Annotated in this window: 21 protein-coding genes; 11 read left to right on the forward strand and 10 right to left on the reverse strand. The window is 65.6% G+C overall.

The window, feature by feature from the left end; genetic code table 11:
* Window positions 1-11 precede the first annotated feature (11 nt).
* Window positions 12-1,190, reverse strand: a complete 1,179-nt coding sequence (locus BMX85_RS10380) for a PilT/PilU family type 4a pilus ATPase (protein WP_090316753.1) — start codon at window positions 1,188-1,190, stop codon at window positions 12-14.
* A gap of 121 nt (window positions 1,191-1,311) precedes the next feature.
* Here BMX85_RS10380 and BMX85_RS10385 point away from each other — a divergent pair, with 121 nt between their 5' ends.
* The 3 genes from BMX85_RS10385 to BMX85_RS10395 all read left to right on the forward strand — a co-directional run bounded on the left by BMX85_RS10385 (window position 1,312) and on the right by BMX85_RS10395 (window position 3,592).
* Complete coding sequence (locus BMX85_RS10385; protein WP_090316756.1) at window positions 1,312-2,247, forward strand: hydrogen peroxide-inducible genes activator; 936 nt, start codon at window positions 1,312-1,314, stop codon at window positions 2,245-2,247.
* A gap of 80 nt (window positions 2,248-2,327) precedes the next feature.
* Entirely contained in the window at window positions 2,328-3,182 is an 855-nt protein-coding gene (gene ubiA, locus BMX85_RS10390; RefSeq protein ID WP_090316759.1) for a 4-hydroxybenzoate octaprenyltransferase, read from the forward strand.
* A 59-nt stretch (window positions 3,183-3,241) separates the two neighbouring features.
* Complete coding sequence (locus BMX85_RS10395) at window positions 3,242-3,592, forward strand: ElaB/YgaM/YqjD family protein (RefSeq protein WP_090316761.1); 351 nt, start codon at window positions 3,242-3,244, stop codon at window positions 3,590-3,592.
* A gap of 57 nt (window positions 3,593-3,649) precedes the next feature.
* Here BMX85_RS10395 and proC read toward each other — a convergent pair whose 3' ends face one another.
* Both proC and BMX85_RS10405 read right to left on the reverse strand, forming a co-directional pair.
* Window positions 3,650-4,474, reverse strand: coding sequence for a pyrroline-5-carboxylate reductase (proC, locus tag BMX85_RS10400; RefSeq protein WP_090316764.1), 825 nt, complete (start codon window positions 4,472-4,474; stop codon window positions 3,650-3,652).
* Window position 4,475: 1 nt separating this feature from the next.
* Window positions 4,476-5,177 (reverse strand): YggS family pyridoxal phosphate-dependent enzyme, encoded by a 702-nt coding sequence (locus BMX85_RS10405; protein ID WP_090317691.1) that lies wholly within the window; start codon window positions 5,175-5,177, stop codon window positions 4,476-4,478.
* A 59-nt stretch (window positions 5,178-5,236) separates the two neighbouring features.
* Here BMX85_RS10405 and BMX85_RS10410 point away from each other — a divergent pair, with 59 nt between their 5' ends.
* The 4 genes from BMX85_RS10410 to BMX85_RS10425 all read left to right on the forward strand — a co-directional run bounded on the left by BMX85_RS10410 (window position 5,237) and on the right by BMX85_RS10425 (window position 10,701).
* Window positions 5,237-6,280 carry a type IV pilus twitching motility protein PilT gene (locus BMX85_RS10410; protein WP_090316767.1) on the forward strand — a complete coding sequence of 348 codons (1,044 nt, stop codon included), beginning with the start codon at window positions 5,237-5,239 and terminating at the stop codon, window positions 6,278-6,280.
* 129 nt (window positions 6,281-6,409) lie between these two features.
* On the forward strand, window positions 6,410-7,546 hold the full coding sequence (locus BMX85_RS10415; RefSeq protein ID WP_090316769.1) for a PilT/PilU family type 4a pilus ATPase: 1,137 nt from the start codon (window positions 6,410-6,412) through the stop codon (window positions 7,544-7,546).
* A gap of 13 nt (window positions 7,547-7,559) precedes the next feature.
* Window positions 7,560-8,045 (forward strand): glutathione peroxidase, encoded by a 486-nt coding sequence (locus BMX85_RS10420; RefSeq protein WP_090316772.1) that lies wholly within the window; start codon window positions 7,560-7,562, stop codon window positions 8,043-8,045.
* Between the two features lie 151 nt (window positions 8,046-8,196).
* Window positions 8,197-10,701, forward strand: coding sequence for a putative bifunctional diguanylate cyclase/phosphodiesterase (locus BMX85_RS10425; protein WP_229210380.1), 2,505 nt, complete (start codon window positions 8,197-8,199; stop codon window positions 10,699-10,701).
* Between the two features lie 18 nt (window positions 10,702-10,719).
* On the opposite strand, the gene glcF is transcribed toward BMX85_RS10425, so the two are convergent.
* From glcF to BMX85_RS10440, 3 genes are read right to left on the reverse strand one after another with little or no spacing between them, the layout of a single operon-like run.
* Entirely contained in the window at window positions 10,720-11,958 is a 1,239-nt protein-coding gene (gene glcF, locus BMX85_RS10430) for a glycolate oxidase subunit GlcF (protein WP_090316777.1), read from the reverse strand.
* Window positions 11,959-11,968: 10 nt separating this feature from the next.
* Window positions 11,969-13,063: a glycolate oxidase subunit GlcE gene (gene glcE / locus BMX85_RS10435; RefSeq protein ID WP_090316781.1), complete on the reverse strand. Its 1,095-nt coding sequence runs from the start codon at window positions 13,061-13,063 to the stop codon at window positions 11,969-11,971.
* 10 nt (window positions 13,064-13,073) lie between these two features.
* Window positions 13,074-14,585 carry an FAD-linked oxidase C-terminal domain-containing protein gene (locus tag BMX85_RS10440; RefSeq protein ID WP_090316784.1) on the reverse strand — a complete coding sequence of 504 codons (1,512 nt, stop codon included), beginning with the start codon at window positions 14,583-14,585 and terminating at the stop codon, window positions 13,074-13,076.
* A 126-nt stretch (window positions 14,586-14,711) separates the two neighbouring features.
* On the opposite strand from BMX85_RS10440, the gene BMX85_RS10445 reads away from it, so the two are divergent.
* Window positions 14,712-15,269 (forward strand): suppressor of fused domain protein, encoded by a 558-nt coding sequence (locus BMX85_RS10445; protein WP_090316787.1) that lies wholly within the window; start codon window positions 14,712-14,714, stop codon window positions 15,267-15,269.
* A gap of 19 nt (window positions 15,270-15,288) precedes the next feature.
* Window positions 15,289-15,843 (forward strand): cob(I)yrinic acid a,c-diamide adenosyltransferase, encoded by a 555-nt coding sequence (locus BMX85_RS10450; RefSeq protein ID WP_090316790.1) that lies wholly within the window; start codon window positions 15,289-15,291, stop codon window positions 15,841-15,843.
* A gap of 37 nt (window positions 15,844-15,880) precedes the next feature.
* Here the strand turns inward: BMX85_RS10450 and BMX85_RS10455 are convergent, their stop codons facing one another.
* Complete coding sequence (locus tag BMX85_RS10455) at window positions 15,881-16,795, reverse strand: LysR family transcriptional regulator (protein ID WP_090316793.1); 915 nt, start codon at window positions 16,793-16,795, stop codon at window positions 15,881-15,883.
* Between the two features lie 96 nt (window positions 16,796-16,891).
* On the opposite strand from BMX85_RS10455, the gene BMX85_RS10460 reads away from it, so the two are divergent.
* Window positions 16,892-18,115 carry an SGNH/GDSL hydrolase family protein gene (locus tag BMX85_RS10460; protein ID WP_177196705.1) on the forward strand — a complete coding sequence of 408 codons (1,224 nt, stop codon included), beginning with the start codon at window positions 16,892-16,894 and terminating at the stop codon, window positions 18,113-18,115.
* A 5-nt stretch (window positions 18,116-18,120) separates the two neighbouring features.
* Here the strand turns inward: BMX85_RS10460 and dxs are convergent, their stop codons facing one another.
* Genes dxs through BMX85_RS10475 form a run of 3 tightly spaced genes read right to left on the reverse strand, consistent with a single transcriptional unit; the run spans window position 18,121 to window position 21,143 of the window.
* The gene (gene dxs / locus BMX85_RS10465; protein WP_090316800.1) at window positions 18,121-19,998 is read right to left on the reverse strand and encodes a 1-deoxy-D-xylulose-5-phosphate synthase; all 1,878 of its coding nucleotides are present in this window, start codon (window positions 19,996-19,998) and stop codon (window positions 18,121-18,123) included.
* Window positions 19,999-20,889 carry a polyprenyl synthetase family protein gene (locus tag BMX85_RS10470; RefSeq protein WP_090316803.1) on the reverse strand — a complete coding sequence of 297 codons (891 nt, stop codon included), beginning with the start codon at window positions 20,887-20,889 and terminating at the stop codon, window positions 19,999-20,001.
* Entirely contained in the window at window positions 20,886-21,143 is a 258-nt protein-coding gene (locus BMX85_RS10475; RefSeq protein ID WP_090316806.1) for an exodeoxyribonuclease VII small subunit, read from the reverse strand. Before BMX85_RS10475 ends, BMX85_RS10470 begins: the two co-directional genes overlap by 4 nt.
* 358 nt (window positions 21,144-21,501) lie before the next feature.
* Between BMX85_RS10475 and BMX85_RS10480 the strand changes: the two genes are divergently transcribed.
* Window positions 21,502-22,611, forward strand: coding sequence for an aromatic ring-hydroxylating oxygenase subunit alpha (locus BMX85_RS10480; RefSeq protein ID WP_090316809.1), 1,110 nt, complete (start codon window positions 21,502-21,504; stop codon window positions 22,609-22,611).
* Window positions 22,612-22,621 lie beyond the last annotated feature (10 nt).

Below are 22,621 nucleotides of genomic sequence, written 5' to 3' on the forward strand. Positions count from 1 at the left end.
TTTCGATGTGATTACTTGGGTTCTTGGTCCGGCGCTTCCGCTTCGATCTGCATGCTGAGCGCGCCGGCGCCGGCGGCCTGGCCCGGCTCCTTGCGCTCGCCGCGCAGCTTGATCTGCAGCCGCAGGCCATTGGCCGAATCGGCGTTGCGGATCGCCTCTTCATAGCCGATGTAGCCCTTATTATAAAGTTCGTACAGCGCCTGGTCGAACGTGCACATGCCCAGCTCGCGCGATTTGTGCATGATTTCCTTGATCGATTGGAAATTGCCCTTGAAGATCATCTCGGCGATCGTCGGCGTGTTGAGCAGGATTTCAATCGCCGCCTTGCGCCCCTGCCCGTCCTCGGTGCGCACCAGCCGCTGCGAGACGATGGCCCGCAGGTTGGACGACAAATCCATCAGCAGCTGATTGCGCCGCTCCTCCGGGAAGAAGTTGATGATGCGGTCCATGGTCTGGTTCGAATTGTTCGCGTGCAAGGTGCCCAGGCACAGGTGGCCGGTCTCGGCGAACGCGATCGCGTGCTCCATGGTCTCGGTGTCGCGGATTTCGCCGATCAGGATCACGTCCGGCGCCTGGCGCAGCGTGTTCTTCAGCGCGTTGTGCCACGACAAGGTGTCGACGCCGACCTCCCGGTGCGTGACCAGGCAGTTCTTGTTCTTGTGCACGTACTCGACCGGGTCCTCCACCGTGATGATGTGGCCGGCCGAATTGGCGTTGCGGTAATCGATCATCGCCGCCAAGGTGGTCGACTTGCCGGAACCGGTGCCGCCGACCACCAGCACCAGCCCGCGCTTGGTCATGATGACGTCCTTCAACACCTCGGGCAGGTCGAGCTTTTCGAACGTCGGAATCTCCGAGGCGATGGTGCGGATCACCATCGCCACGTTCTGCTGCTGCACGAAGACGTTGACGCGGAACCGGCACACCTCCGGCAGCGCGATGGCGAAATTACATTCGAGCTCGGCCTCGAACTCGCGCCGTTGCTTGTCGTTCATGATCGACAAGGCCAGCGCGCGCGTGACGCTGCCGGTCAGCTTCTGCTGGCTCAGCGGCTTCATCGCGCCCTGCGCCTTGATGCTGGGCGGAAAATCGGCCGAGATGAACAAATCCGAGCCGCCCGTATGGTGCATCACCTTCAACAGCTTGTGCAGGTAGGCTTGCGCCTCCTCCGGTCCGAATGTCGTGGACATACACCCCTACTTTCTCAGGTTTGCGCCGCCAAGGTGCATTATATCGACACCATTCCGCTACAATGGCCTTTGTTGACCCACAATTATTGCATCTGTACATTGCCTGTGTTCAAATAGATTCATGACTCTGACCGAACTGAAATACATAGTTGCCGTTGCGCGAGCGAAACATTTCGGGCACGCCGCCGAAGCCTGCTACGTCGCGCAGCCGACGCTTTCGGTCGCCATCAAGAAACTCGAAGACGAGCTGGGCGTGGTGTTGTTCGAACGCGGCGGCGCCGAGATCTCGGTCACCCCGCTGGGCGCGCAAATCGTCGCCCAGGCCGAGCGCGTGCTGGAACAGACCGCCGCGATCAAGGAGCTGGCCAAACAAAATAAAGATCCACTGGCCGGCCCGCTGCGCCTGGGCGTGATCTACACCATCGGCCCCTACCTGCTGCCGCCGCTGGTCAAGGGCATGATCGACAAAGTGCCGCAGATGCCGTTGATTTTGCAGGAGAATTTCACCGTGCGGCTGCTGGAGATGCTGCGCCAGGGCGAACTCGACGCGGCCATCATGGCGCTGCCGCTGCCCGACCACGGCATGGCGATGCAAGCGCTGTACGACGAACCGTTCGTGGTCGCCATGCCGGCCCAGCACCCGTGGACCAAACGCAAGACCATCCCCGCCGACGACCTCAAGACCGAAAACATGCTGTTGCTCGGTAACGGCCATTGCTTCCGCGACCAGGTGCTGGAAGTATGCCCGGAAATGGCGCGCTTTTCGGCGCCCGGCAACGGCATGCAGCGCACGTTCGAAGGTTCGTCGCTGGAAACCATCCGCCACATGGTCGCCAGCGGCATCGGCCTGACCGTGCTGCCGCGCGCCTCGGTGCCGGACATGAACACCACCGAAGGCATGCTGCAGTTCCGCAACTTCGATGCGCCGCAGCCATCGCGCCGCGTCGTCATCGTCTGGCGCAAGAGTTTCACCCGCAAGGCCGCCATCGACGCCGTCTGCGAGGTCGTCGCCTCGTGCAACCTGCCCGGCATCACCACCCTCTGCAACGAGGAATAAGCCGCGCCGGCCCGCCTTGCCGCGCCCGCCGGGGAAAGATTTGCGATAATGCCCATCTTTCCCTACAAGCGACGCAATCGATGAACAAGCTGCAGCTGTATTTCCGCCTGGTCAGACTGGACAAACCCATCGGCACCGTGCTGCTGCTGTGGCCGACGCTATCGGCGCTGTGGCTGGCCTCCGACGGCAAGCCCGGCTGGATGCTGGTGGCGATCTTCTCGCTCGGCACCCTGCTGATGCGCTCGGCCGGCTGCGCGATCAACGACTACGCCGACCAGGATTTCGACAAGCACGTCAAGCGCACCGCGCAGCGTCCCATCACCAGCGGCCGCATCAGCGGCAAGGAAGCGCTGGCCATCGCCGCCGGGCTGGCGCTCGCCTCGTTCTGCCTGATCCTGCCGCTCAACACGCTGACCAAGCAGCTGTCGGTGGCGGCCGTCGTCATCGCCGGCACCTATCCCTACTTCAAGCGCTTCTTCGCCATCCCGCAAGCCTACCTGGGCATCGCCTTCGGCTTCGGCATCCCGATGGCGTTCGCCGCGGTCCGGGACGGCGTGCCGCCGGTGGCCTGGGTACTGCTGCTGGGCAACGTGTTCTGGGCGCTGGCCTACGACACCGAATACGCGATGGTCGACCGCGACGACGACTTAAAGATCGGCATCAAGACCTCGGCCATCACCTTCGGCCGCTACGACGTCGCCGCCATCATGCTGTGCTACGGCGTGCATCTGGCGCTGTGGCTGGTGTGCGGGCTGCAGCTGGGCTTGGGTGTCTGGTTCCTCGCCGGCCTGGCGGTGGCCACCGGCATCGCGCTGTACCACTACACGTTGATCCGCGCACGGGAGCGCGACGCGTGTTTTTACGCTTTCCGCCATAATAACTGGCTGGGTGCAGCGGTATTCGCGGGTATTGCCGTCGATTACGCGCTGCGCTGAAACGATAGCGCCTGCACCGGCTATCCCATTCAACGAGCGACAGACAGGAGGTCATCACCATGGATCAAACTCATCAGAACGGCAACGGCGTCTCCAACGGCCAGGCCGCCAGCGGCGCGGCGCGCGACAAGTTGATGGAAGGCTTGAAGACCGCCATCGGCGAAGCGGAACACTATCTCAGCGATGCAGGCGAGCAAGTCAGCGACAAGGCTTCCGAGGTGCGCGCGCGCTTCGAGGACACCTTGCGCACCGCCAAGACCGACTTGCGCAAGCTCGAGGACAGCGTCATCGCCCGCAGCCACGAAGTGGCGGAAATCGCCGACGTCTACGTGCGCGACAACCCGTGGAAGGCGGTCGGCGTGGGCGCGGCGGTCGGCGTGCTGCTCGGCATTCTGGTGTCGCGCCGCTAAACGCGGCACGCTGCTCCGGGCGCGGACCTTGATTGCATTAATTGCCTTGATTGTCGTTTAACTGGCCGCGCCCATCTCGTCGCCCATTTCCTTGCCGCGCGCGGCGGCGGCCTTGATCGCCTTGACGATCGCCGCCTTCACGCCGCCGTGCTCCATGCTGGTCAGCGCCGCGTAGGTGGTGCCGCCCTTGGACGTCACCCGCTCGCGCAGCACCGACACCGGCTCGCTCGCCTGGTTGGCCAGCTGCGCCGCGCCGGCGAAGGTCGCCAGCGCCAGCTGCGTGCCCTGCTCCGCGCTCAGGCCCATTTCCTGCGCCGCCTGCTGCATCGCCTCGATAAAGTAAAACACATAGGCCGGGCCGCTGCCCGACACGGCCGTCACGGCGTCGATCTTGGTTTCGTCGTCCAGCCACACGGTGGGGCCGACCGCGCGCAGGATATCGTCGGCGGCCTGCCGCTGCGCGGCGCTCACGCCGGCGGCCGCGAACATGCCGGTGATGCCCATGCCGATCAGCGCCGGCGTGTTCGGCATGCAGCGCACCACGGCGCCGTAGCCGCCCAGCCAGCGCGACAGGTCGGCGCTGCGGATGCCGGCCGCCACCGACACGATCAAGGTCTGCTTCGCCCGGTCCAGCAGCGGCAGCAATTGCGCCGCCACTTCGCGCATGCTCTGCGGCTTGATCGCCAGCACGATCACGTCGGCCGCGCCGACGGCGGCGTCGGCGGCGGTGGCGGTGGTCACGCCGTATTGCTCGGTCAGTTTCGCCAGCGACGCCGGATTCGGATCGACCACATGGATGTCCGCGCCGGCGGTCAGTTTGCCGGCCAGGCCGGCGATCAACGCGGAGGCCATGTTGCCGCCGCCAATAAATGCAATCTTCATATCACACCTTGTGGTAAGTTCGTGCTCCAAAAATGGCACTGCCGACGCGCACGATGGTCGCGCCCTCGAAGATCGCCGCGCGCATGTCGGCCGACATGCCCATCGACAGCGTATCGAGCGCCAGGCCGTCGGCGCGCAGCTGCTGGTACAGCGTGCGCAGCCGCGCGAACGCGGCGCGCTGCCGGTCGAAGTCCACGGCCGGCTCGGGGATCGCCATCAGGCCGCGCAACGTCAGGTTCGGCAGCGCCGCGACCTTGTGGGCCAGCGCCGCCACCTCCTCCGGGGCGACGCCGCTCTTGCTGGCCTCGCCGCTGATATTGACTTGCAAACAGATTTGCAGCGGCGCCATGCCGGCCGGCCGCTGCTCGGACAGGCGCTGCGCGACCTTCTCGCGCTCGACCGTGTGCACCCAATCGAAATGCTCGGCGATGGGCCGCGTCTTGTTGCTCTGGATCGGACCGATGAAATGCCACTCAAGCGGTTCGGGCTGCGCGCTTAAGGCCGCGATCTTGTCGAGCGCCTCCTGCAGATAATTCTCGCCGAACGCCCGCTGGCCGGCCCGCACCGCCTCGAGCACGGCTTCCGGACCGAAAGTCTTGGACACGGCCAGCAGTTGCACCGTGTCCGGCGCGCGGCCGGATTCTTGAGCGGCGGCAACGATAGTCGCGGTGATTGCTTGCAAGTTTTGGGGGATCGGGGACATAATCATCGAGTAAAGACAGCGGTAAGCGTCATCACACCAACGCCAGGCAGGGATTATAAATGGACATATCCGAACTTCTCGCATTCTCCGTCAAGAACAAGGCGTCGGACTTGCACCTGTCGGCCGGATTGCCGCCGATGATACGGGTGCACGGCGACGTACGGCGCATCAATCTGCCGCCGCTCGAGCACAAGGAAGTGCACGGCATGATCTATGACATCATGAACGATGGCCAGCGCAAGGCGTATGAAGAGATGCTGGAGGTCGACTTCTCGTTCGCGATTCCCGGCCTGGCGCGCTTTCGCGTCAACGCCTACAACCAGGAGCGCGGCGCCTCGGCGGTGCTGCGCACGATTCCGTCGAAGATCCTCAGCCTCGAGGAACTGAACGCGCCCAAGATCTTCGCCGAGTTCGCGCTCAAGCCGCGCGGGCTGGTGCTGGTGACGGGCCCGACCGGCTCGGGCAAATCGACGACGCTGGCGGCGATGGTCAACCACCTCAACGAAAACGAATACGGCCACATCCTCACGATCGAGGACCCGATCGAATTCGTGCACGAATCGAAGAAATGCCTGATCAACCAGCGCGAGGTCGGACCGCACACGCTGTCGTTCAACAACGCGCTGCGCTCGGCGCTGCGGGAAGACCCGGACGCGATCCTGGTGGGCGAACTGCGCGACCTGGAAACGATCCGGCTGGCGCTATCGGCGGCCGAGACCGGCCACCTGGTGTTCGGCACCCTGCACACGTCGTCGGCGGCCAAGACGATCGACCGCATCGTCGACGTCTTCCCGGCCGACGAAAAGGAAATGGTGCGGGCGATGCTGTCGGAATCGTTGCAGGCGGTGATCTCGCAAACGCTGCTCAAGACCAAGGACGGCGCGGGCCGGGTGGCCGCGCACGAGATCATGGTCGCCACGCCGGCGATCCGCAACCTGATCCGCGAATCGAAGATCGCGCAGATGTACTCGGCGATCCAGACCGGCAGCAACGTCGGCATGCAAACCTTGGACCAGAACCTCACGGACCTGGTGCGGCGCAACGTCATCTCCGCCGCCGCCGCCCGCAGCGCCGCCAAAACCCCGGACAACTTCCCCGGCTAAGCCACCGAAACCCCGGGGTCAAGTCTGTCATTCGGACACGAGCCCGACCGCCCCACCGGTTTGAAACGACTATTAGTGGCCGAGCTTGTGTCCGAATGTCGGCACTGACCCCGGTTTGAAAGGAATGTTATGGAACGCGACCAGGCCTCCAAATTCATGTTCGATCTGCTGCGCTTGATGACCAGCAAGAAAGGCTCGGACCTGTTCATCACCGCCGGCTTTCCGCCGGCGATCAAGATCGACGGCAAGATGACGCCGGTGTCGTCCCAGGTGCTGACCGCCGCCCATACCGTCGACCTGGCCCGCTCCATCATGAACGATAAGCAGACCGCGTCGTTCGAGCTGACCAAGGAGGCCAACTTCGCCATCAGCCCCGGCGACCTGGGCCGCTTCCGGGTGTCGGCGTTCGTGCAGATGAGTTCGGTCGGCATGGTGCTGCGGACCATCACCAGCGAGATCCCCCAACTCGACGACCTCGGCCTGCCCGCGGTGCTCAAGGAGGTCGTCATGGCCAAGCGCGGCCTGGTGATCATGGTCGGCGCCACCGGTTCCGGCAAGTCGACCACGCTGGCGGCGATGGTCAACCACCGCAACGAGCACAGCTACGGCCACATCATCACCATCGAGGACCCGGTCGAGTACGTCCATCCGCACAAGAACTGCATCATGACCCAGCGCGAGGTCGGCGTCGACACCGACGACTGGGCCGTGGCGCTGAAAAACACCTTGCGCCAGGCGCCCGACGTGATCCAGATCGGCGAGATCCGCGACCGCGAAACCATGGACCACGCGATCGCCTTCGCCGAGACCGGCCACCTGTGCCTGGCCACCCTGCACGCCAACAGCGCCAACCAGGCGCTCGACCGCATCATCAACTTCTTCCCCGAGGAGCGCCGCCAGCAGCTGCTGATGGACCTCTCGCTCAACCTCAAGGGCATGATTTCGCAGCGCCTGATCCCGCGCAAGGAGGCCAAGGGCCGCGCGGTGGCGATCGAGATCCTGCTCAATTCGCCGCTGATCTCGGACCTGATCTTCAAGGGCCAGGTCCACGAGATCAAGGAGCTGATGAAGAAGTCGCGCGAGCTGGGCATGCAGACGTTCGACCAGTCGCTGTTCGATCTGCACGAAGCCGATATCATCACGTACGAGGACGCGCTGCGCAACGCCGATTCCGTCAACGACCTGCGGCTGGCCATCAAGCTCGAAGGCAAGGCCGCCAAGCACCGGGATCTTTCCGCCGGCACCGAACATCTGGGCATCATCTAACCAAGGCACATCAATGAGCACCATCTTCGACATCTCCGCCGACAGCCTGACGGGCGCGCCCGTCGACCTGCGCCAATACCAGGGCCAGGTCCTGCTGATCGTCAACACCGCCAGCAAATGCGGCTTCACGCCGCAATACAAGGGGCTCGAGCAGGTCTACCAGCAGTTCAAGGACAAGGGCGTGACGGTGCTCGGCTTCCCGTGCAACCAGTTCGGTTCCCAGGAGCCGGGACAGGCCGACGAGATCGGCGCGTTCTGCGAGAAGAACTACGGCGTCACGTTCCCGCTGTTCGCCAAGATCGATGTCAACGGCGAGCGCGCCCACCCGCTGTTCGCCAAACTGAAAAAGGACGCCCCCGGCATCCTCGGCACCGAGGCGATCAAGTGGAACTTCACCAAGTTCCTGATCCGCAAGGACGGCACCGTTTTCAACCGCTACGCCCCCGCCACCAAGCCCGAAGAGCTGATCGCCGACATCGAGAAACTGCTGGCCGAATGAATGTTGTCTAGTACATCACGCAAATTCTGCAATCGTTGTCCGAAAAACGTGCTTTAGGTTAACTTTTCGGTAATAATGGGCCTTGGCCCCATCGAATCAAGTACCTATGTCCGTGTTTGGAAAATTACTGTCGCCGTGGCTGCGGATGGGAATGTATTCCCGGTTGTTCGTGCCCATCTTCATCATCATCGCCATGGTGGTGGGCGTGCGCTACACTTTGCTGTTCCAGGCGGAGACCGCCAGCGCCAACGCGCGCTATCAAAAGGACGCCAGCGACATCGGCATCTATCTGCACAAGACGCTGCTGCCGGCGGTGGCCGCGCCCGACCGCGCCGCCATCGACAGCGCGCTGGCCGACGCCCTGCTGCTCAGTCCCGACCTGGCGGCCGCCCGCCTCGATTTCGCCGGCGGCCACCTGGAGGCGCTGCGCCAGCCGCCGCCACGCTCGGACGTGCCGGCGTGGTTCGCCAGGCTGCATCCGCTGGAACCGATCCGCCGCCACATCTACATCGGCACCGCCAGCCTGGTGCTGGAATTCGATCCGGCCTTGCCGGTGGCGGGGGTGTGGGATTCGGTCTGGAAGCAAATGGTCATCACCGCCCTCAACGTCACCGTGATCTACACGCTGCTGGGCATTATCATCTTCGCCAACAAGCGCATGCTCAGGCGCCTCAACGACGTCACCCGGCGCTTCCAGGGCGGCGAGCATGACGCGCGCCTGCCGGTCGGCGGCACGCTCGAGGCGCGCATGCTGGCGGTCACCTTCAACAACATGGCGCAGCGCGTGCAGGCGCTGGTCGGCAAGCTGCAAACCAGCGAGAAGGAGTTGAGCGACCAGCTCAAACGCACGCTGGCCGCGCAAGACCAGCTGCAGGCGCAAAAGGAGCGCATCGAAGTGACGCTGGCGTCGATCGGCGACGCCGTCATCACCACCGACCTGACGGGCAGGATCGAATCGATCAACGAGGTCGCCCAGCGCCTCACCGGCTGGCCCGAGCCGCTCGCGCGCGGCATGGAACTGCACCAGGTGTTCGTGCTGGCGAATAACTTCGGCCAGCATTCGCTGCTCAAGGCGATGTCGGCGATCTACGACGGCGGCGAAGTGGTCAAGGTCGGCAACCAGAGCCTGCGCCACCGCGCCGGCCAGACCGTCACCGTGGAGTACACGGCCAACGGCATCCGCGCCGCCCACGGCGAGGTGCAGGGCTCGGTGCTGGTGTTCCGCGACGTCACCGAACGCCGCCAGTTGATGCAGCAGATCTCCTGGCAAAGCAACCACGATGTCCTCACCGGCCTGCCCAACCGCGCGGCGCTGGCGGCCCGCTTCGAAAGCGAGGTCGCGCGCGCGCGCGAGCAGGATTACCTGCTGGCCGTGTGCCTGTTCGACCTGGACCACTTCCAGCAGGTCAACGACACGCTGGGCCACGCCATCGGCGACGAGGTGCTCAAGCAGGTCGCCAGCCGCCTGCACGACTTCGCCGGCCAGCGCCACTACGTCGCGCGCCTGGGCGGCGACGAATTCGTGCTGCTGCTGCCGGAGATGCACTCGCGCGCGGCCGTGGAGGTGGCGATGGAGCGGCTGATGTCGACGCTATCGCACGACTACCTGGCCGAAGGCCAGGCGGTGGCGATGTCGGCCAGCGTCGGCATCGCCGTCTACTCCGGCAACGAGATCAGCGCCGACAGCCTGCTGCGCCACGCCGACCAGGCGCTGTACCAGGCCAAGATCATGGGCCGCAACCGTTTTCACTTCTTCGACGCGGACCTCGACGAGCAGGTGCGCACGCACCACAACCGCCGCACCGAGGTGCGCTCGGCACTGCTCGACGGCGAGCTGCGGCTGTACTATCAACCGAAGCTCGACATGCGCAAGGGACGCATCATCGGCATGGAGGCGCTGCTGCGGTGGCAGCATCCGTCGCGCGGCGTCGTCGGCCCGATGGAGTTCCTGCCCATCGTCGAACACAGCGAGGTGATCGTCGACATCGGCGAGTGGGTGCTGCGCGAGGCCCTGCGCCAATTGCAGCAATGGCGCGCCTTCGATCCGGCCTGGGTCATCAGCGTCAACATCGCCGCGCGCCATTTCCAGCGCGGCGATTTCGTCGAGCGGCTCACCGCGATCCTGTCCGAGTTCCCGGACGTGCCGCCGCACATGCTGGAACTGGAGATCCTGGAATCGTCGGCGCTGAGCGATATCAACCACGTGCGCGCCATCATGCTCGACTGCCAGGCGCTGGGCATCAGCTTCGCGCTCGACGATTTCGGCACCGGCTATTCATCGATGTCCTACCTCAAGCGGTTGCCGGCCGACTTGCTGAAGATCGATCAAAGCTTCGTGCGCAACATGCTGGTCGACCGCGACGACCTGCACCTGGTCAGCGCCGTCATCGGCCTGGCCAGGTCGTTCGGCCTGGGCGTGATCGCCGAGGGCGTCGAAACGGTCGAACACGGGGCGATGCTGATGCGGCTGGGCTGCGACCTGGTGCAGGGCTACGGCATCGCGCGGCCGATGCCGGCCGACGAGGTGCTGGCGTGGGTCGCGGCGTTCGACATGGCGCCGACGTGGCAGGCCGCCGCCGGGCTGCCGCCCATCGTCAACCTGCACGGCCAGGAGCCGGCCGGCGGCACCGCGCAAATTCCGTTGTTCGCGGGGTAGGCGAGCGCCGGGGGCGGCTCAGCGCCGCTTGCGCGCGGCCAGCGCGCGGTCGATCAACTCGATCCAATGCAGCACCGGCGTTTGCGTCCCCGATTGCAAATGCGCGGTGCAGCCGACATTCGCCGAGACGATCGTGGTCGCCCCCGTTTCGGCCAGATTGGCCAGCTTGCGGTCGCGCAGCTGCAGCGACAGCTCCGGCTGCAGCAGCGAATACGTGCCCGCCGAGCCGCAACACAAATGGCTCTCGCCGCACAGCACCACATCGACACCGACCGCGCGCAGCACGCCCTCCACCTTGCCGCGTATCTGCTGCCCATGCTGCAAGGTGCACGGCGGATGATAAGCGACACGCTCCGTGATGACGGCGCCAAGGCGCGCCAGCCCCTCCTCGAACTCCGGCATCACCTCGCTCAGATCGCGCGTCATCATCGAGATGCGCGCAGCCTTGCCGACGTACGCGCTGTCGTGCGCCAGCAGATGCCCGTAATCCTTGACGGTGGAGCCGCAGCCGGACGCCGTCATGACGATCACCTCCACCGCGCGGCTTTCGACATACGGCCACCAGGCGTCGATATTGCGGCGCATGTCGTCCAGCGCCGCCTCGTGGTCGTTCAGGTGGTGCCGCACCGCGCCGCAGCAGCCGGCCTTGGGAGCGACGATCAGCTGCACGCCCACCGCGTCGAGCACCCGCGCGGTGGCGGCGTTGATATTGGGCGCCATGGCCGGCTGCGCGCAGCCTTCGAGCACCAGCATCTTGCGCCCATGCTCGCGCGTCGGCCAGGCGCCCGCGCTTTGCAGGGCGGGGATCTTGTCCTGCATGGCGGGCGACAACAGCGGACGAAAAAGCTGCCCGGCGCGCAAGGCCGCCGTAAACACCGACTTGCGCGGCAAGCCCTCCTTCAACACCTTGCGCTTGAGGCGTTCCAGCAGCGGACGCTCGACGCGCTGCTCCACCACCTTGCGGCCGATGTCGATCAAGCGCCCGTACTGCACGCCGGACGGACAGGTGGTTTCGCAGTTGCGGCAGGTCAGGCAGCGGTCCAGGTGGGTTTGCGTCTTGGTGGTGACCGGCGCGCCCTCCAGCACCTGCTTGATCAGATAAATGCGTCCGCGCGGCCCGTCCAGCTCATCGCCCAGCAGTTGATAGGTGGGACAGGTCGCGGTGCAAAAGCCGCAATGGACGCAGGAGCGCAGGATGGCGTCGGCCTCGTCGCCTTCGCGGGTGTTCTTGATGAAATCGGCGAGATTGGTTTGCATGGGGTTCTTTTCAATACATGCGGCCGGGATTGAAGATCCCCGCCGGATCGAAGGACTGCTTCAGCCGGTCGTGTATCTTCGCCACCGCCGGCGCCAGCGGATGAAAAACGCCAAGCTGCTTGTCGCCGCCGCGGAACAGCGTCGCATGCCCGCCCGCCGCCGCCACCGCGCTGCGGATATTGGCCGCCTGGGCGGCGTCGCACTGGTCCACCTTGAGCCAGCGCTGGGCGCCGCCCCACTCGATCAACTGCGCGCCGCGCAGGATGATGGCGCTGGCCGCCGGCGGCACCGACAGGCGCCACAGGGCGCCGCCGCCGAAGTGGGCGTGCGACTGGTCGCGCAGCGACGTCCAGAAGGCCGCGCCGTTGTCCAGCGTTTCGCCGCCCAGCCGTTGCCGCGCCGCGACCACCGCCGCTTGCGCGCCGGACAGGCGCAGCGACAGCGCGCCCTGGTGCCAGCAGCTGGCCGATATCGGCAGCGGCTGGCCGGCCCACTCGTTCAGCCGGGTCAACGCGTCGATCTCGCCCATCTCGAACCGCAGGCTGGTCTCGCTCACCGGCACCGGCAGCACCTTGAGCGACACCTCGAGTATCAGGCCCAAGGTGCCGAGCGATCCCGCCAGCAGGCGCGAGACGTCGTAGCCGGCGACGTTCTTCATGACCTGGCCGCCGAAGCGCAGTCCCTCGCCGCGTCCATCCATCAACACCGCGCCCAGCACGAAGTCGCGCACGGCGCCGGCGCTGGCGCGGCGCGGCCCGGACAAGGCGCTGGCCACCACGCCGCCGATCGTCGATTCGGCGCCGAAGCGCGGCGGCTCGAACGCCAGCATCTGATTGTGCCGCGCCAGCAGCGCTTCGATCTCGGCCAGCGGCGTGCCGCAACGCGCGGTGATCACCAATTCGGTCGGCTCGTACGATACGATGCCGGAATACGGGCGCGTGTCCAGCACATCGCCGTCGAGTCCCTGGCCGTACCAGTCCTTGGTGCCGCCGCCGCGCAGGCGCAGCGGGCTGCCGGCGGCCGTGGCGGCGCGAATCCGGGCGCCCAGCCGCGCGGCGACGCCGGTCAATGAATCGGTCGTGGCATCCTTCAATGAGTCGGTCATGTGGTTCCGTTCAAAAGCGCGGCAGATGGGCGAACGGCAGCGCGCCGCCGCTGACGCGCATCTTGCCGAATTCGGCGCAGCGGTTCAGCGTCGGTATCGCCTTGTCCGGATTGAGCAATCCGGCCGGGTCGAACGCGCGCTTGACCGAGAAGAACGCCGCCAGCTCGGACGGCGCGAACTGCACGCACATCGAATCGATCTTCTCGATGCCCACGCCATGCTCGCCGGTGATGGTGCCGCCCACCGCGACGCACAGCGCCAGGATCTCGGCGCCGAAGGCCTCGGCGCGCTCGAATTCGTCGGGAATGTTCGCGTTGAACAGGATCAGCGGATGCAGGTTGCCGTCGCCGGCGTGGAAGACGTTGGCGCAGCGCAGGCCGTATTTGCTTTCCATCCGCGCGATGCCGGTCAGCACCTCGCCCAGGCGCTTGCGCGGAATCGTGCCGTCCATGCAGTAGTAGTCCGGCGAGATGCGGCCGGCGGCCGGAAAGGCGTTCTTGCGGCCGGACCAGAACTTCAGGCGCTCCGCCTCCGACTGCGACACGGCGATGGCGCTGGCGCCGGCCGTTTGCAGCACCGCCGACATGCGGGCGATCTCCTCCTCCACCTCCTCGGCGGTGCCATCTGCCTCGCACAGCAAAATCGCGGCGGCGTCGGTGTCGTAGCCCGCCTGGACGAACGGCTCGACCATGCGCGACGAGGTTTGATCCATCATCTCCAGCCCCGCCGGGATGATGCCGGCGGCGATCAGCGCGGCCACCGCCTCGCAGCCGGCCACCACTTCGTCGAACGAGGCCATGATCACGCGCGCCGTTGCCGGTTTCGGTACCAGCTTGACCGTCACCTCGGTCACGATGCCGAGCATGCCCTCGGAGCCGATGAACACCGACAGCAGATCGAGTCCCGGCGCGTCCAGGGCGTCGCCGCCCAGCTCCACCACGTCGCCGTCGATGGTCACCATCCGCACGCGCAGCACGTTGTGCACCGTGAGGCCGTACTTCAGGCAATGCACGCCACCGGAATTTTCCGCCACATTGCCGCCGATGGTGCAGGCGATCTGCGACGACGGATCGGGCGCGTAGTACAAGCGGTGCTGCGCCGCCGCCTCGGAGATGGCCAGATTGCGCACGCCCGGCTGGACCACCGCCGTGCGCGAATACGCGTCCATGCGCACGATGCGGTTCAGGCGCGCGGTCGACAGCACCACGCCATCGGCGATCGGCATCGCGCCGCCGGACAGGCCGGTGCCGGCGCCGCGCGGCACGACCGGCACGTTCAACTCGCGGCACACGCCCAGCACGGCGACGATCTGCGCCTCGCTGTCGGGCAGCACGACAATCATCGGCAACTGGCGGTAGGCGGCCAGGCCGTCGCATTCGTAAGGACGGGTATCCTCCGGCGCGGACAAAATGGCGCCGGACGGCAGCACATGCCGCAGCGCAGCAGCGACCTGCTCGCGGCGGGCCGCGAGGGCGGCGGCCATTTCGGCCGGAAGGCCGGGATCGGGAAGGACAGTGTTCATGGGACCGGCGCCTGAAAACACGAGTGAGCCTCGATTGTAAGCACAAACGTCCGCCCATGCGATATCTTTGGCCGGTGCGCGGCGTATAATCTCCCCGCCGTGGCTATATCAACGCATTGGAATAGTATGGACTACAATTTTGAAAAAGAATGGCTGCTGGCGCTGGAGCGGCGCTTCAACATGCAGGCGACGGAAATCGCGCACATCACGCTGAGCGGGCGTCCGCGCATGCTGATCTTTTATTTCGCCGATTTCCCGGCCAAGGGCATGCTCACGGCCGTCACCGGCGGCCTGTCCAACGCCAGCCACCCCGACTGGGTGCACGGCAAGCCGGAGCTGAGCTTTACGCTGAAAACCACCGACCGGGGTTGGGGCAAGGGCGCCGCCTACCTCGCGCAGGAATTCTTCGGCAAGCGCCCGTTCTCCTACCAGTCTTGCTTCGCCCTGCATATGCCCATGTCGGGCGACAGCGCGATGAACGCCTGCTTCGTCCACCGGCCGCAGTTCATGGACAAGGAGCAGGTCAAGTTCGAGCTGCAAGACCGCACCATCTACCTGGCCGGCCTGTTCCCGATGCATGACGAGGAAATCGCCATGTACGAGTCCAAGGGCCTCGAGGCTTTCTGGAACACGCCCGGCTTCCACCCCTACGACCCAACCCGCGCCAGCATCGCCGGAAAATAATCGACACCAGGAGACACACATGGGCAACCGACTCTCAAAGATCGCCACCCGCACCGGTGACGGCGGCACCACCGGCCTTGGCGACGGCAGCCGCACCGACAAGGACAGTGTGCGCATCCACGCCATCGGCGAGGTCGACGAACTGAATTCGCATATCGGCCTGCTGCTGTGCGAAGACATGCCGGCCGACCTGCGCGAGGAGCTGGTGACGATCCAGCACGACCTGTTCGATCTGGGTGGCGAGTTGTGCATCCCGGGCTACCAGATGATCACCGAGGCCCATGTCGAGCGGCTCGACACCCTGCTGGCGAAGTACAACGCCACCCTGCCGGCGCTGACGGAATTCATCCTGCCGGCAGGTTCACGCGCGGCATCGCAGGCGCACATCTGCCGCACCGTCTGCCGCCGCGCCGAACGCGCCATCGTCACCCTGGGCAAAACGGAAACCATCCACGAACATCCGCGCCAGTATGTGAACCGCCTGTCGGACCTGATGTTCGTGCTGTCGCGGGTATTGAACCGTTTCGGCGGCGGCAGCGACGTGCTGTGGCAGCACGAGCGCAAGCGCGGCTAAGATCCCGGGGTTCGCTCGAAATAAACGATTTATATCGTTAAGCGGATTCGCTGGCGGAATAACCGGGCAGCCGCGCGATGTGCATGGCCAGATGATCGAGCAGCAGGCGCGCGCGCAACGGCTGGTAGCGCCGCGACGGCGACAGCAGGTGCAGCGCCTGCGGCTGCCCTTCCCATTCCGGCAGCACGCGCACCAGCGCGCCGCTGTCCAGCAAATCCTGCACCAGCCATAGCGGACACAATCCGATGCCGCCGCCGGCCGGCAGGCTTTCGCGGATCGCCAGCGCGTGGTTGACGCGGTAACGCCCGCGCGTGGCCACGCTTTCAATCTTGTCGCCATTGTGCAGCGTGAGCATGTCGCCGTCGGCCAGCCAGGCGAAGCGGATGTAGTCGAACTCCGCCAGTTCCCCCGGTCGGCTCGGCCGGCCGCGACGGCGCAGGTAGGACGGCGCCGCCACCAGGTGCCTGGGCGAGACGCCGGCGCGGCGCGCCACCGCGTCCGGCGGCAAATCGCGGCCCTGCCGCAACGCGATGTCGACGCCCTCCTTCACCAGATCGACCATGCGGTCGTCAAGTATCAGTTCGATATCGACCTGCGGATACTGGTCGAGGAAGGACGCCAGCATGGCGTTCAACCGGAACTGGCCGAAGGCGGCCGGCGCGTTGACCCGTATCAGGCCGGCCGGCGTGTCGGTCTGGCCGCGCGCCTCGGCCACCGCCTCCTGGTACTCCGCGAGCACGCCCAGCGCGCGCTGGTAGAAGCGGCCGCCCTGCGGCGTCGCTTGCAGGCTGGTGGTGCTGCGTTCCAGCAGGCGCACGCCCAGTTCGCGCTCCAGCGCCGCCATCAATTTGCTGACGGTGGGCTGGGTGGTGCGCTCTTCGCGCGCGACGGCCGACAGGCTGCCCAATTCGACGGCGCGCACGAAGCAACGTAATGACCGGATGGTGTCCATGGTGAGCTTATTCGATATTTGAATGAAGTATAGTCCGGTTCCTCGCCTTCCCGCATGATTCGGAATGACCTATCGTGCAGCTTTACAGGAGCCACGATGAAAACATTGAACCATCTCGCACTAACGGCCGCGCTGACACTGACCGCGCCGTCGTATGCCGCCGACCCATCGGGTGGCTGGACCACCAGTTGGTACGCCAGCCCGCAAGCCGCCTGGGGAGCGGATTTCCCGCTGCCGACCGGTGTTCCGGCCGCGCTGGAACGGCAAACGGTCCGCGAAACCGCGCGCATCAGCGCCGGTGGAACGCGCGTGCGCATCGTGCTGTCGAACCGCTACGGCCAGCGGCCCATCGTCATCGGAGAAGCGCGCGTCGCCCGCGCCGGTGCTCCGGCCGATGCCGCGCTGGCGCTGTCCTTCGGCGGCAAGCCCGCCGCCGTCATCCCTGCCGGGTCGCCGCTGATCAGCGATCCGGTCGACCTGCGCGTGGACGCGCTCGAAAAGCTGACGGTCGGCGTGTACCTGCCGCAGGCGACGCCGTTGAACACCTTCCATTGGGGCGCGCAGCAGACCGCCGATATCGTCGACGGCAACGCCGTGCGAGCGGCGACGCCGAAGGATGCGCAAGCGATGCATGGCCGCGCGCTGCTCAGCGCCATCCTGGTCGACGCGTCCGGAGGCAAAGGCGCGGTGGCGGTGCTGGGAGACTCCATCACCGACGGCAACGGCTCGACACCGGACGGCGACCGGCGCTGGCCGGATTATCTGGCCGCCCGTTTGAGCGCCGACGGCGTCGCCGTGGTCAACGCCGGCATCTCCGGCGCGCGGTTACTGGGCGACCGCATGGGCGTCAACGCCGCCGCGCGCTTCGAGCAGGATGTATTGGGTCAGCCAGGCGTGAAGGCTGTCGTGGTGCTGTTGGGGATTAATGACATCGGCTGGCCGCAAAGCGCCTTCGCGCCGGACGAGCCGCCGATGCGGGCCGAGCGCATGATCGCCGTGTATCGGCAGTTGATCGCGCAGGCGCGCGTGCGCGGCGTGCGTATCGTTGGCGCCACGCTGTTGCCGTTCGAAGGGGCGCTGCATGGCACGCCGTTGAAGGGCTATTACACGCCGGCGAAGGACGCGGTGCGGCGCGAGGTCAATCGATGGATAAGGGACGGCGGGGAGTTCGACGCGGTGGTCGATTTTGACAAGGCACTGCGCGATCCGGCGCGGCCGGCGCGCATGCTGCCGCGCTACGACAGTGGCGACCACCTGCATCCCGGCGACGCGGGATACGAGGCGATGGCCAACGAAGTGGCGGCGGACGTATTACCGTAATCGGATCAACCGTTGCTGACCACCAGACGCGGCTCGTCACCGGCGCTGTCGAAGCGTTTCTTGATCGACGCGGTGATGCCCGCCCCATCCAGGCCCACGCTGGCGAGCAGCTTGACCGGATCGCCATGGTCGATGAACTTGTCCGGCAAACCAAGCATCAGCACCGGCTTGACGATGCCCTCGGCGGCCAGCGCCTCGGCCACGGCCGAACCGGCGCCGCCCATGATCGCGCCCTCTTCCACCGTCACCAGGTAATCGTGGTCGGCGGCCAGCTGCTTGACCAGCTCCACGTCCAGCGGCTTGACGAAGCGCATGTTGGCGACGGTCGCGTCGAGCGTCTCGCCGGCCGCCAGCGACGGCGTCACCATCGAACCGAACGCCAGGATCGCGATCTTCTGCCCTTTGCGCTTGATCTCGCCCTTGCCGATTTCGATCGTCGTCAGCTCCGGCTTGATGGCCGCGCCGATGCCGGCGCCGCGCGGATAGCGGATCGCCGCCGGTCCCTTGTACTGGTAGCCGGTGGTGAGCATCTGGCGGCATTCGTTTTCGTCCGACGCGGCCATGACGACCATGTTCGGAATGCAGCGCAGGTAAGCGAGATCGTAATTGCCCGCGTGCGTGGCGCCGTCGGCGCCGACCAGGCCCGCGCGGTCCAGCGCGAACGTCACGTCCAGGTTTTGCAGCGCGACGTCGTGGATCAGCTGATCGTAGGCGCGCTGCAGGAAGGTCGAATAAATCGCCACCACCGGCTTCATGTCCTCGCACGCCAGGCCGGCGCCGAAGGTCACCGCGTGCTGCTCGGCGATGCCGACGTCGAAGTAGCGGTCCGGGTATTCCTGCTCGAAGCGCACCATGCCGGAACCTTCGCGCATGGCCGGCGTGATGCCGACCAGCCGCTTGTCGGCGGCCGCCATGTCGCACAGCCAGTTGCCGAAGACGTCGGTGTAGGTCATTTTGCCGGGAGCGACCGCCGGCTTGATGCCCTCGGCCGGATTGAACTTGCCGGGACCGTGGTACAGGGTCGGCTCGGCCTCGGCCAGCTTGTAGCCCTGGCCCTTCTTGGTCACCACGTGCAGGAACTGCGGTCCCTTGAGCTGCTTGATGTTTTGCAGCGTCGGGATCAGCGAGTCCAGATCGTGGCCGTCGATCGGGCCGATGTAGTTGAAGCCGAATTCCTCGAACATCGTGGCCGGCACCACCATGCCCTTGGCATGTTCCTCCAGCCGCTTGGCCAGTTCCAGCACGGGGCCCGGCAGCACCGACTTGCCGACGTTCTTGGCGGCGGCGTAGAACTGCCCCGACATCAGGCGCGCCAGGTAGCGGTTCAAGGCGCCGACCGGCGGCGAGATCGACATGTCGTTGTCGTTGAGGATGACCAGCAGGTTGACGTCGTCCTGCACGCCGGCGTTGTTGAGCGCTTCGAACGCCATGCCGGCGGTCATCGAGCCGTCGCCGATGACGGCGATCGCGTGGCGCTGTTCGCCCTTGATCTTGGCCGCCTGCGCCATGCCCAGCGCGGCCGAAATCGACGTCGACGAGTGCGCGGTGCCGAAGGTGTCGTACTCGCTCTCGTCGCGCTTGGGGAAGCCGGAGATGCCGTTCAGCTGGCGCAGGGTGTGCATGCGCTCGCGCCGGCCGGTGAGGATCTTGTGCGAGTACGTCTGATGGCCGACGTCCCAGACGATGCGGTCGTGCGGCGTGTTGAACACGTAGTGCAGCGCCACGGTCAGTTCGACGGTGCCGAGATTGGACGACAGGTGGCCGCCGGTCTTGGAGACCGAATCGAGCAGGTAGGCGCGCAGTTCGTGCGCCAGCGGCGTCAGTTGGGTGTACGCCAGTTTGCGCACATCGGCCGGGGAATCTATATTTTGTAGCAAGTTCATTTATGCCTTCCGCTGCACGATCAAATCCGCGAGTTCGCGTAACCGCAGAGCTTTGTCTCCGAACGGCGCGAGCGCTGCGTGCGCATCGAGCCGCAATGTTTGCGCCAGCGCGCGCGACGGTTCCAGACCCAGTATCGACACGTAGGTCGGCTTGTTGTCGGCCGCGTCCTTGCCGGCGGTCTTGCCCAGGGTGGCCGAATCGGCCGTGGCGTCGAGCACGTCGTCGACCACCTGGAACGCCAGGCCGATGGCGCGCGCGTAGGTGTTCAGCGCGGCCAGTTCGGCCTCGTCAAGATCCTTGCCGGCCAGCGCGCCAAGGATCACGGCGGCGCGCAGCAGCGCGCCGGTTTTCAGCTGGTGCATCCGCTCCAGCTGCGCCAGCGTCAGGCTCAGGCCGACGCTGTCGAGATCGATCGCCTGGCCGCCGCACATGCCGGCCGAGCCGGAGGCGTGCGCCAGCAGGCGCAGCATCGCCACCTGGCGCGACGCCGGCACCCCGGACGCCTCCGACAGCACCAGGAAGGCCTGCGATTGCAGCGCGTCGCCGACCAGCAGCGCGGTCGCTTCGTCGTAGGCGACGTGCACCGTCGGCTTGCCCCGGCGCAGCGCGTCGTCGTCCATGCACGGCATGTCGTCGTGCACCAGCGAATAGGCGTGGATCATTTCGACGGCGGCGGCCGCGCGCGCCAGCATTGCCGGGTCGGCGTCGAACAGCGCGCCGGCCGCGTACACCAGCAGCGGGCGCACGCGCTTGCCGCCGCCGAGCAGCGCATAGCGCATGGCGTCGTGCAGCTTGGCCGGCAGCGTCGCCGCGGCGGGCAGAAAACCGGATAAATCGTTCTCGGACCCGGCTTGGACGGTCTTCATCCAGTCGTCGAAGGCGCCGCTCATTGTTCCGCCTCGCCGGTCTCCGCGAACGGCTTGAGCATGTCGCCCTCGAGCACCTTGACCTGGGATTCGACTTTTTCGAGCTGGGCGGCGCAGAACTTGACCAGCTCCGAGCCGCGCGCATAGGCGGCCACCGACGCGTCGAGCGGCAGTTGCCCTGCTTCCATTTGCGCGACCAGGGTTGCCAGCTCCGCCATCGCTTCTTCGAACGAGACGGGGGCGGCGGCGGTCGCGTCGGCGGTTAATTTCTTAGACATAGTCACTCAGGCTTCAAGGGCAAACTTCAGGGCTCATTCCAGGCTAACTTGCGGTTAACAATACCCGCCAGCGCAGTGTAGCCCGTTATTTTAGAACAAACCACCTTCTCCGGTGGAACTATAGCGGCCGCACCGGCGGCGGACTATGGATTTTATCGCAATCGACCCCATATCCAGTGTCTGCATGTATTTGTTACAAGTTTTTGCACACAAAACGAGCACTGCAGTCTGTCGGCAGGGAACGAAAGGCGCTATAATCGCCGGTTCTGTCCGAAATACCATTTTCAACGAACTTGAATTCAGGTCTTTACGGATTCTGTCTCTCTTTGGTTTGATGTACATATTAAGGGGGGTTGGGATGTCCGATCTGGGTACCCACGCCAAGCTGGCGCGTCCACACGCGCAACTGCCGGTAAACGTCTACTTCGACGAAGCGCTGTTGCAGCGTGAAATGCAGCAATTATTCCAGGCCGGTCCGCGCTACGTCGGACACGAACTGATGGTGCCGAACGTCGGCGACTTTGCCACCCTCGTTTCCGAAAACGAAGGGCGTATGCTGGTGCGCAACGCAAACGGCCTCGAACTGCTGTCCAACGTCTGCCGCCACCGCCAGGCGCTGATGTTCAACGGCCGCGGCAACGCCAACAACATCGTCTGCCCGCTGCACCGCTGGACCTACGACCTCAAGGGCGAGTTGATCGGCGCGCCGCACTTCGCCGAGACGCCGTGCCTGAACCTGCCCAAGACGCAACTGCAAAGCTGGAACGGCCTGCTGTTCGAGCAAAACGGCTACAACGTCATGGACAAGCTCAAGAACCTGTCGGTGACGGGCGACCTGGATTTTTCCGGCTACATGTTCGACCACGCCGAAGTGCAGGTCTGCAACTACAACTGGAAGACCTTCATCGAGGTCTACCTGGAGGACTACCACGTCGAGCCGTTCCACCCGGGCCTGGGCGGCTTTGTCAGCTGCGACGACCTGCGCTGGGAATTCGGCCGCGACTACAGCGTGCAGACCGTCGGCGTCAACAAGGGCTTGCTCAAGTCCGGTTCCGAGATCTACAAGCGCTGGCAGGAGCAGGTGCTCAAGTTCCGCGGCGGCGAGCCGCCGCCGTACGGCGCCATCTGGCTGACGCTGTACCCGAACATCATGGTCGAGTGGTATCCGCACGTGCTGATCGTCTCGACCCTGTGGCCGGACGGCCCGCAGCGCACCCGCAACGTGGTGGAGTTCTACTACCCCGAGGAAATCGTGCTGTTCGAGCGCGAGTTCATCGAGGCCGAGCGCGCCGCCTACATGGAAACCGTGGCCGAGGACGACGAGATCGCGCTGCGCATGGACGCCGGCCGCAAGGCCCTGTTCGAGCGCGGCACCAGCGACGCCGGCCCCTACCAGTCGCCGATGGAAGACGGCATGCAGCACTTCCACGAATGGTATCGCGCCAACATAAACATATCGGCGGCCTAGCGCCGCTCAC

It is taken from the genome of Duganella sp. CF517 (genome assembly GCF_900110275.1).
Classification (GTDB): domain Bacteria; phylum Pseudomonadota; class Gammaproteobacteria; order Burkholderiales; family Burkholderiaceae_D; genus Rugamonas.

Coding starts and splice junctions, on each gene's coding strand:
- glcF (WP_090316777.1), bottom strand. CDS start 11,958: ATGCAAACCAATCTCGCCGATTTCATCAAGAACACCCGCGAAGGCGAC.
- BMX85_RS10405 (WP_090317691.1), bottom strand. CDS start 5,177: ATGTCCCCGATCCCCCAAAACTTGCAAGCAATCACCGCGACTATCGTT.
- BMX85_RS10415 (WP_090316769.1), top strand. CDS start 6,410: ATGGAACGCGACCAGGCCTCCAAATTCATGTTCGATCTGCTGCGCTTG.
- BMX85_RS10385 (WP_090316756.1), top strand. CDS start 1,312: ATGACTCTGACCGAACTGAAATACATAGTTGCCGTTGCGCGAGCGAAA.
- BMX85_RS10410 (WP_090316767.1), top strand. CDS start 5,237: ATGGACATATCCGAACTTCTCGCATTCTCCGTCAAGAACAAGGCGTCG.
- BMX85_RS10450 (WP_090316790.1), top strand. CDS start 15,289: ATGGGCAACCGACTCTCAAAGATCGCCACCCGCACCGGTGACGGCGGC.
- BMX85_RS10425 (WP_229210380.1), top strand. CDS start 8,197: ATGTATTCCCGGTTGTTCGTGCCCATCTTCATCATCATCGCCATGGTG.
- BMX85_RS10455 (WP_090316793.1), bottom strand. CDS start 16,795: ATGGACACCATCCGGTCATTACGTTGCTTCGTGCGCGCCGTCGAATTG.
- BMX85_RS10470 (WP_090316803.1), bottom strand. CDS start 20,889: ATGAGCGGCGCCTTCGACGACTGGATGAAGACCGTCCAAGCCGGGTCC.
- proC (WP_090316764.1), bottom strand. CDS start 4,474: ATGAAGATTGCATTTATTGGCGGCGGCAACATGGCCTCCGCGTTGATC.
- BMX85_RS10395 (WP_090316761.1), top strand. CDS start 3,242: ATGGATCAAACTCATCAGAACGGCAACGGCGTCTCCAACGGCCAGGCC.
- BMX85_RS10480 (WP_090316809.1), top strand. CDS start 21,502: ATGTCCGATCTGGGTACCCACGCCAAGCTGGCGCGTCCACACGCGCAA.
- BMX85_RS10440 (WP_090316784.1), bottom strand. CDS start 14,585: ATGAACACTGTCCTTCCCGATCCCGGCCTTCCGGCCGAAATGGCCGCC.
- ubiA (WP_090316759.1), top strand. CDS start 2,328: ATGAACAAGCTGCAGCTGTATTTCCGCCTGGTCAGACTGGACAAACCC.
- BMX85_RS10420 (WP_090316772.1), top strand. CDS start 7,560: ATGAGCACCATCTTCGACATCTCCGCCGACAGCCTGACGGGCGCGCCC.
- BMX85_RS10460 (WP_177196705.1), top strand. CDS start 16,892: ATGAAAACATTGAACCATCTCGCACTAACGGCCGCGCTGACACTGACC.
- BMX85_RS10380 (WP_090316753.1), bottom strand. CDS start 1,190: ATGTCCACGACATTCGGACCGGAGGAGGCGCAAGCCTACCTGCACAAG.
- dxs (WP_090316800.1), bottom strand. CDS start 19,998: ATGAACTTGCTACAAAATATAGATTCCCCGGCCGATGTGCGCAAACTG.
- glcE (WP_090316781.1), bottom strand. CDS start 13,063: ATGACCGACTCATTGAAGGATGCCACGACCGATTCATTGACCGGCGTC.
- BMX85_RS10445 (WP_090316787.1), top strand. CDS start 14,712: ATGGACTACAATTTTGAAAAAGAATGGCTGCTGGCGCTGGAGCGGCGC.
- BMX85_RS10475 (WP_090316806.1), bottom strand. CDS start 21,143: ATGTCTAAGAAATTAACCGCCGACGCGACCGCCGCCGCCCCCGTCTCG.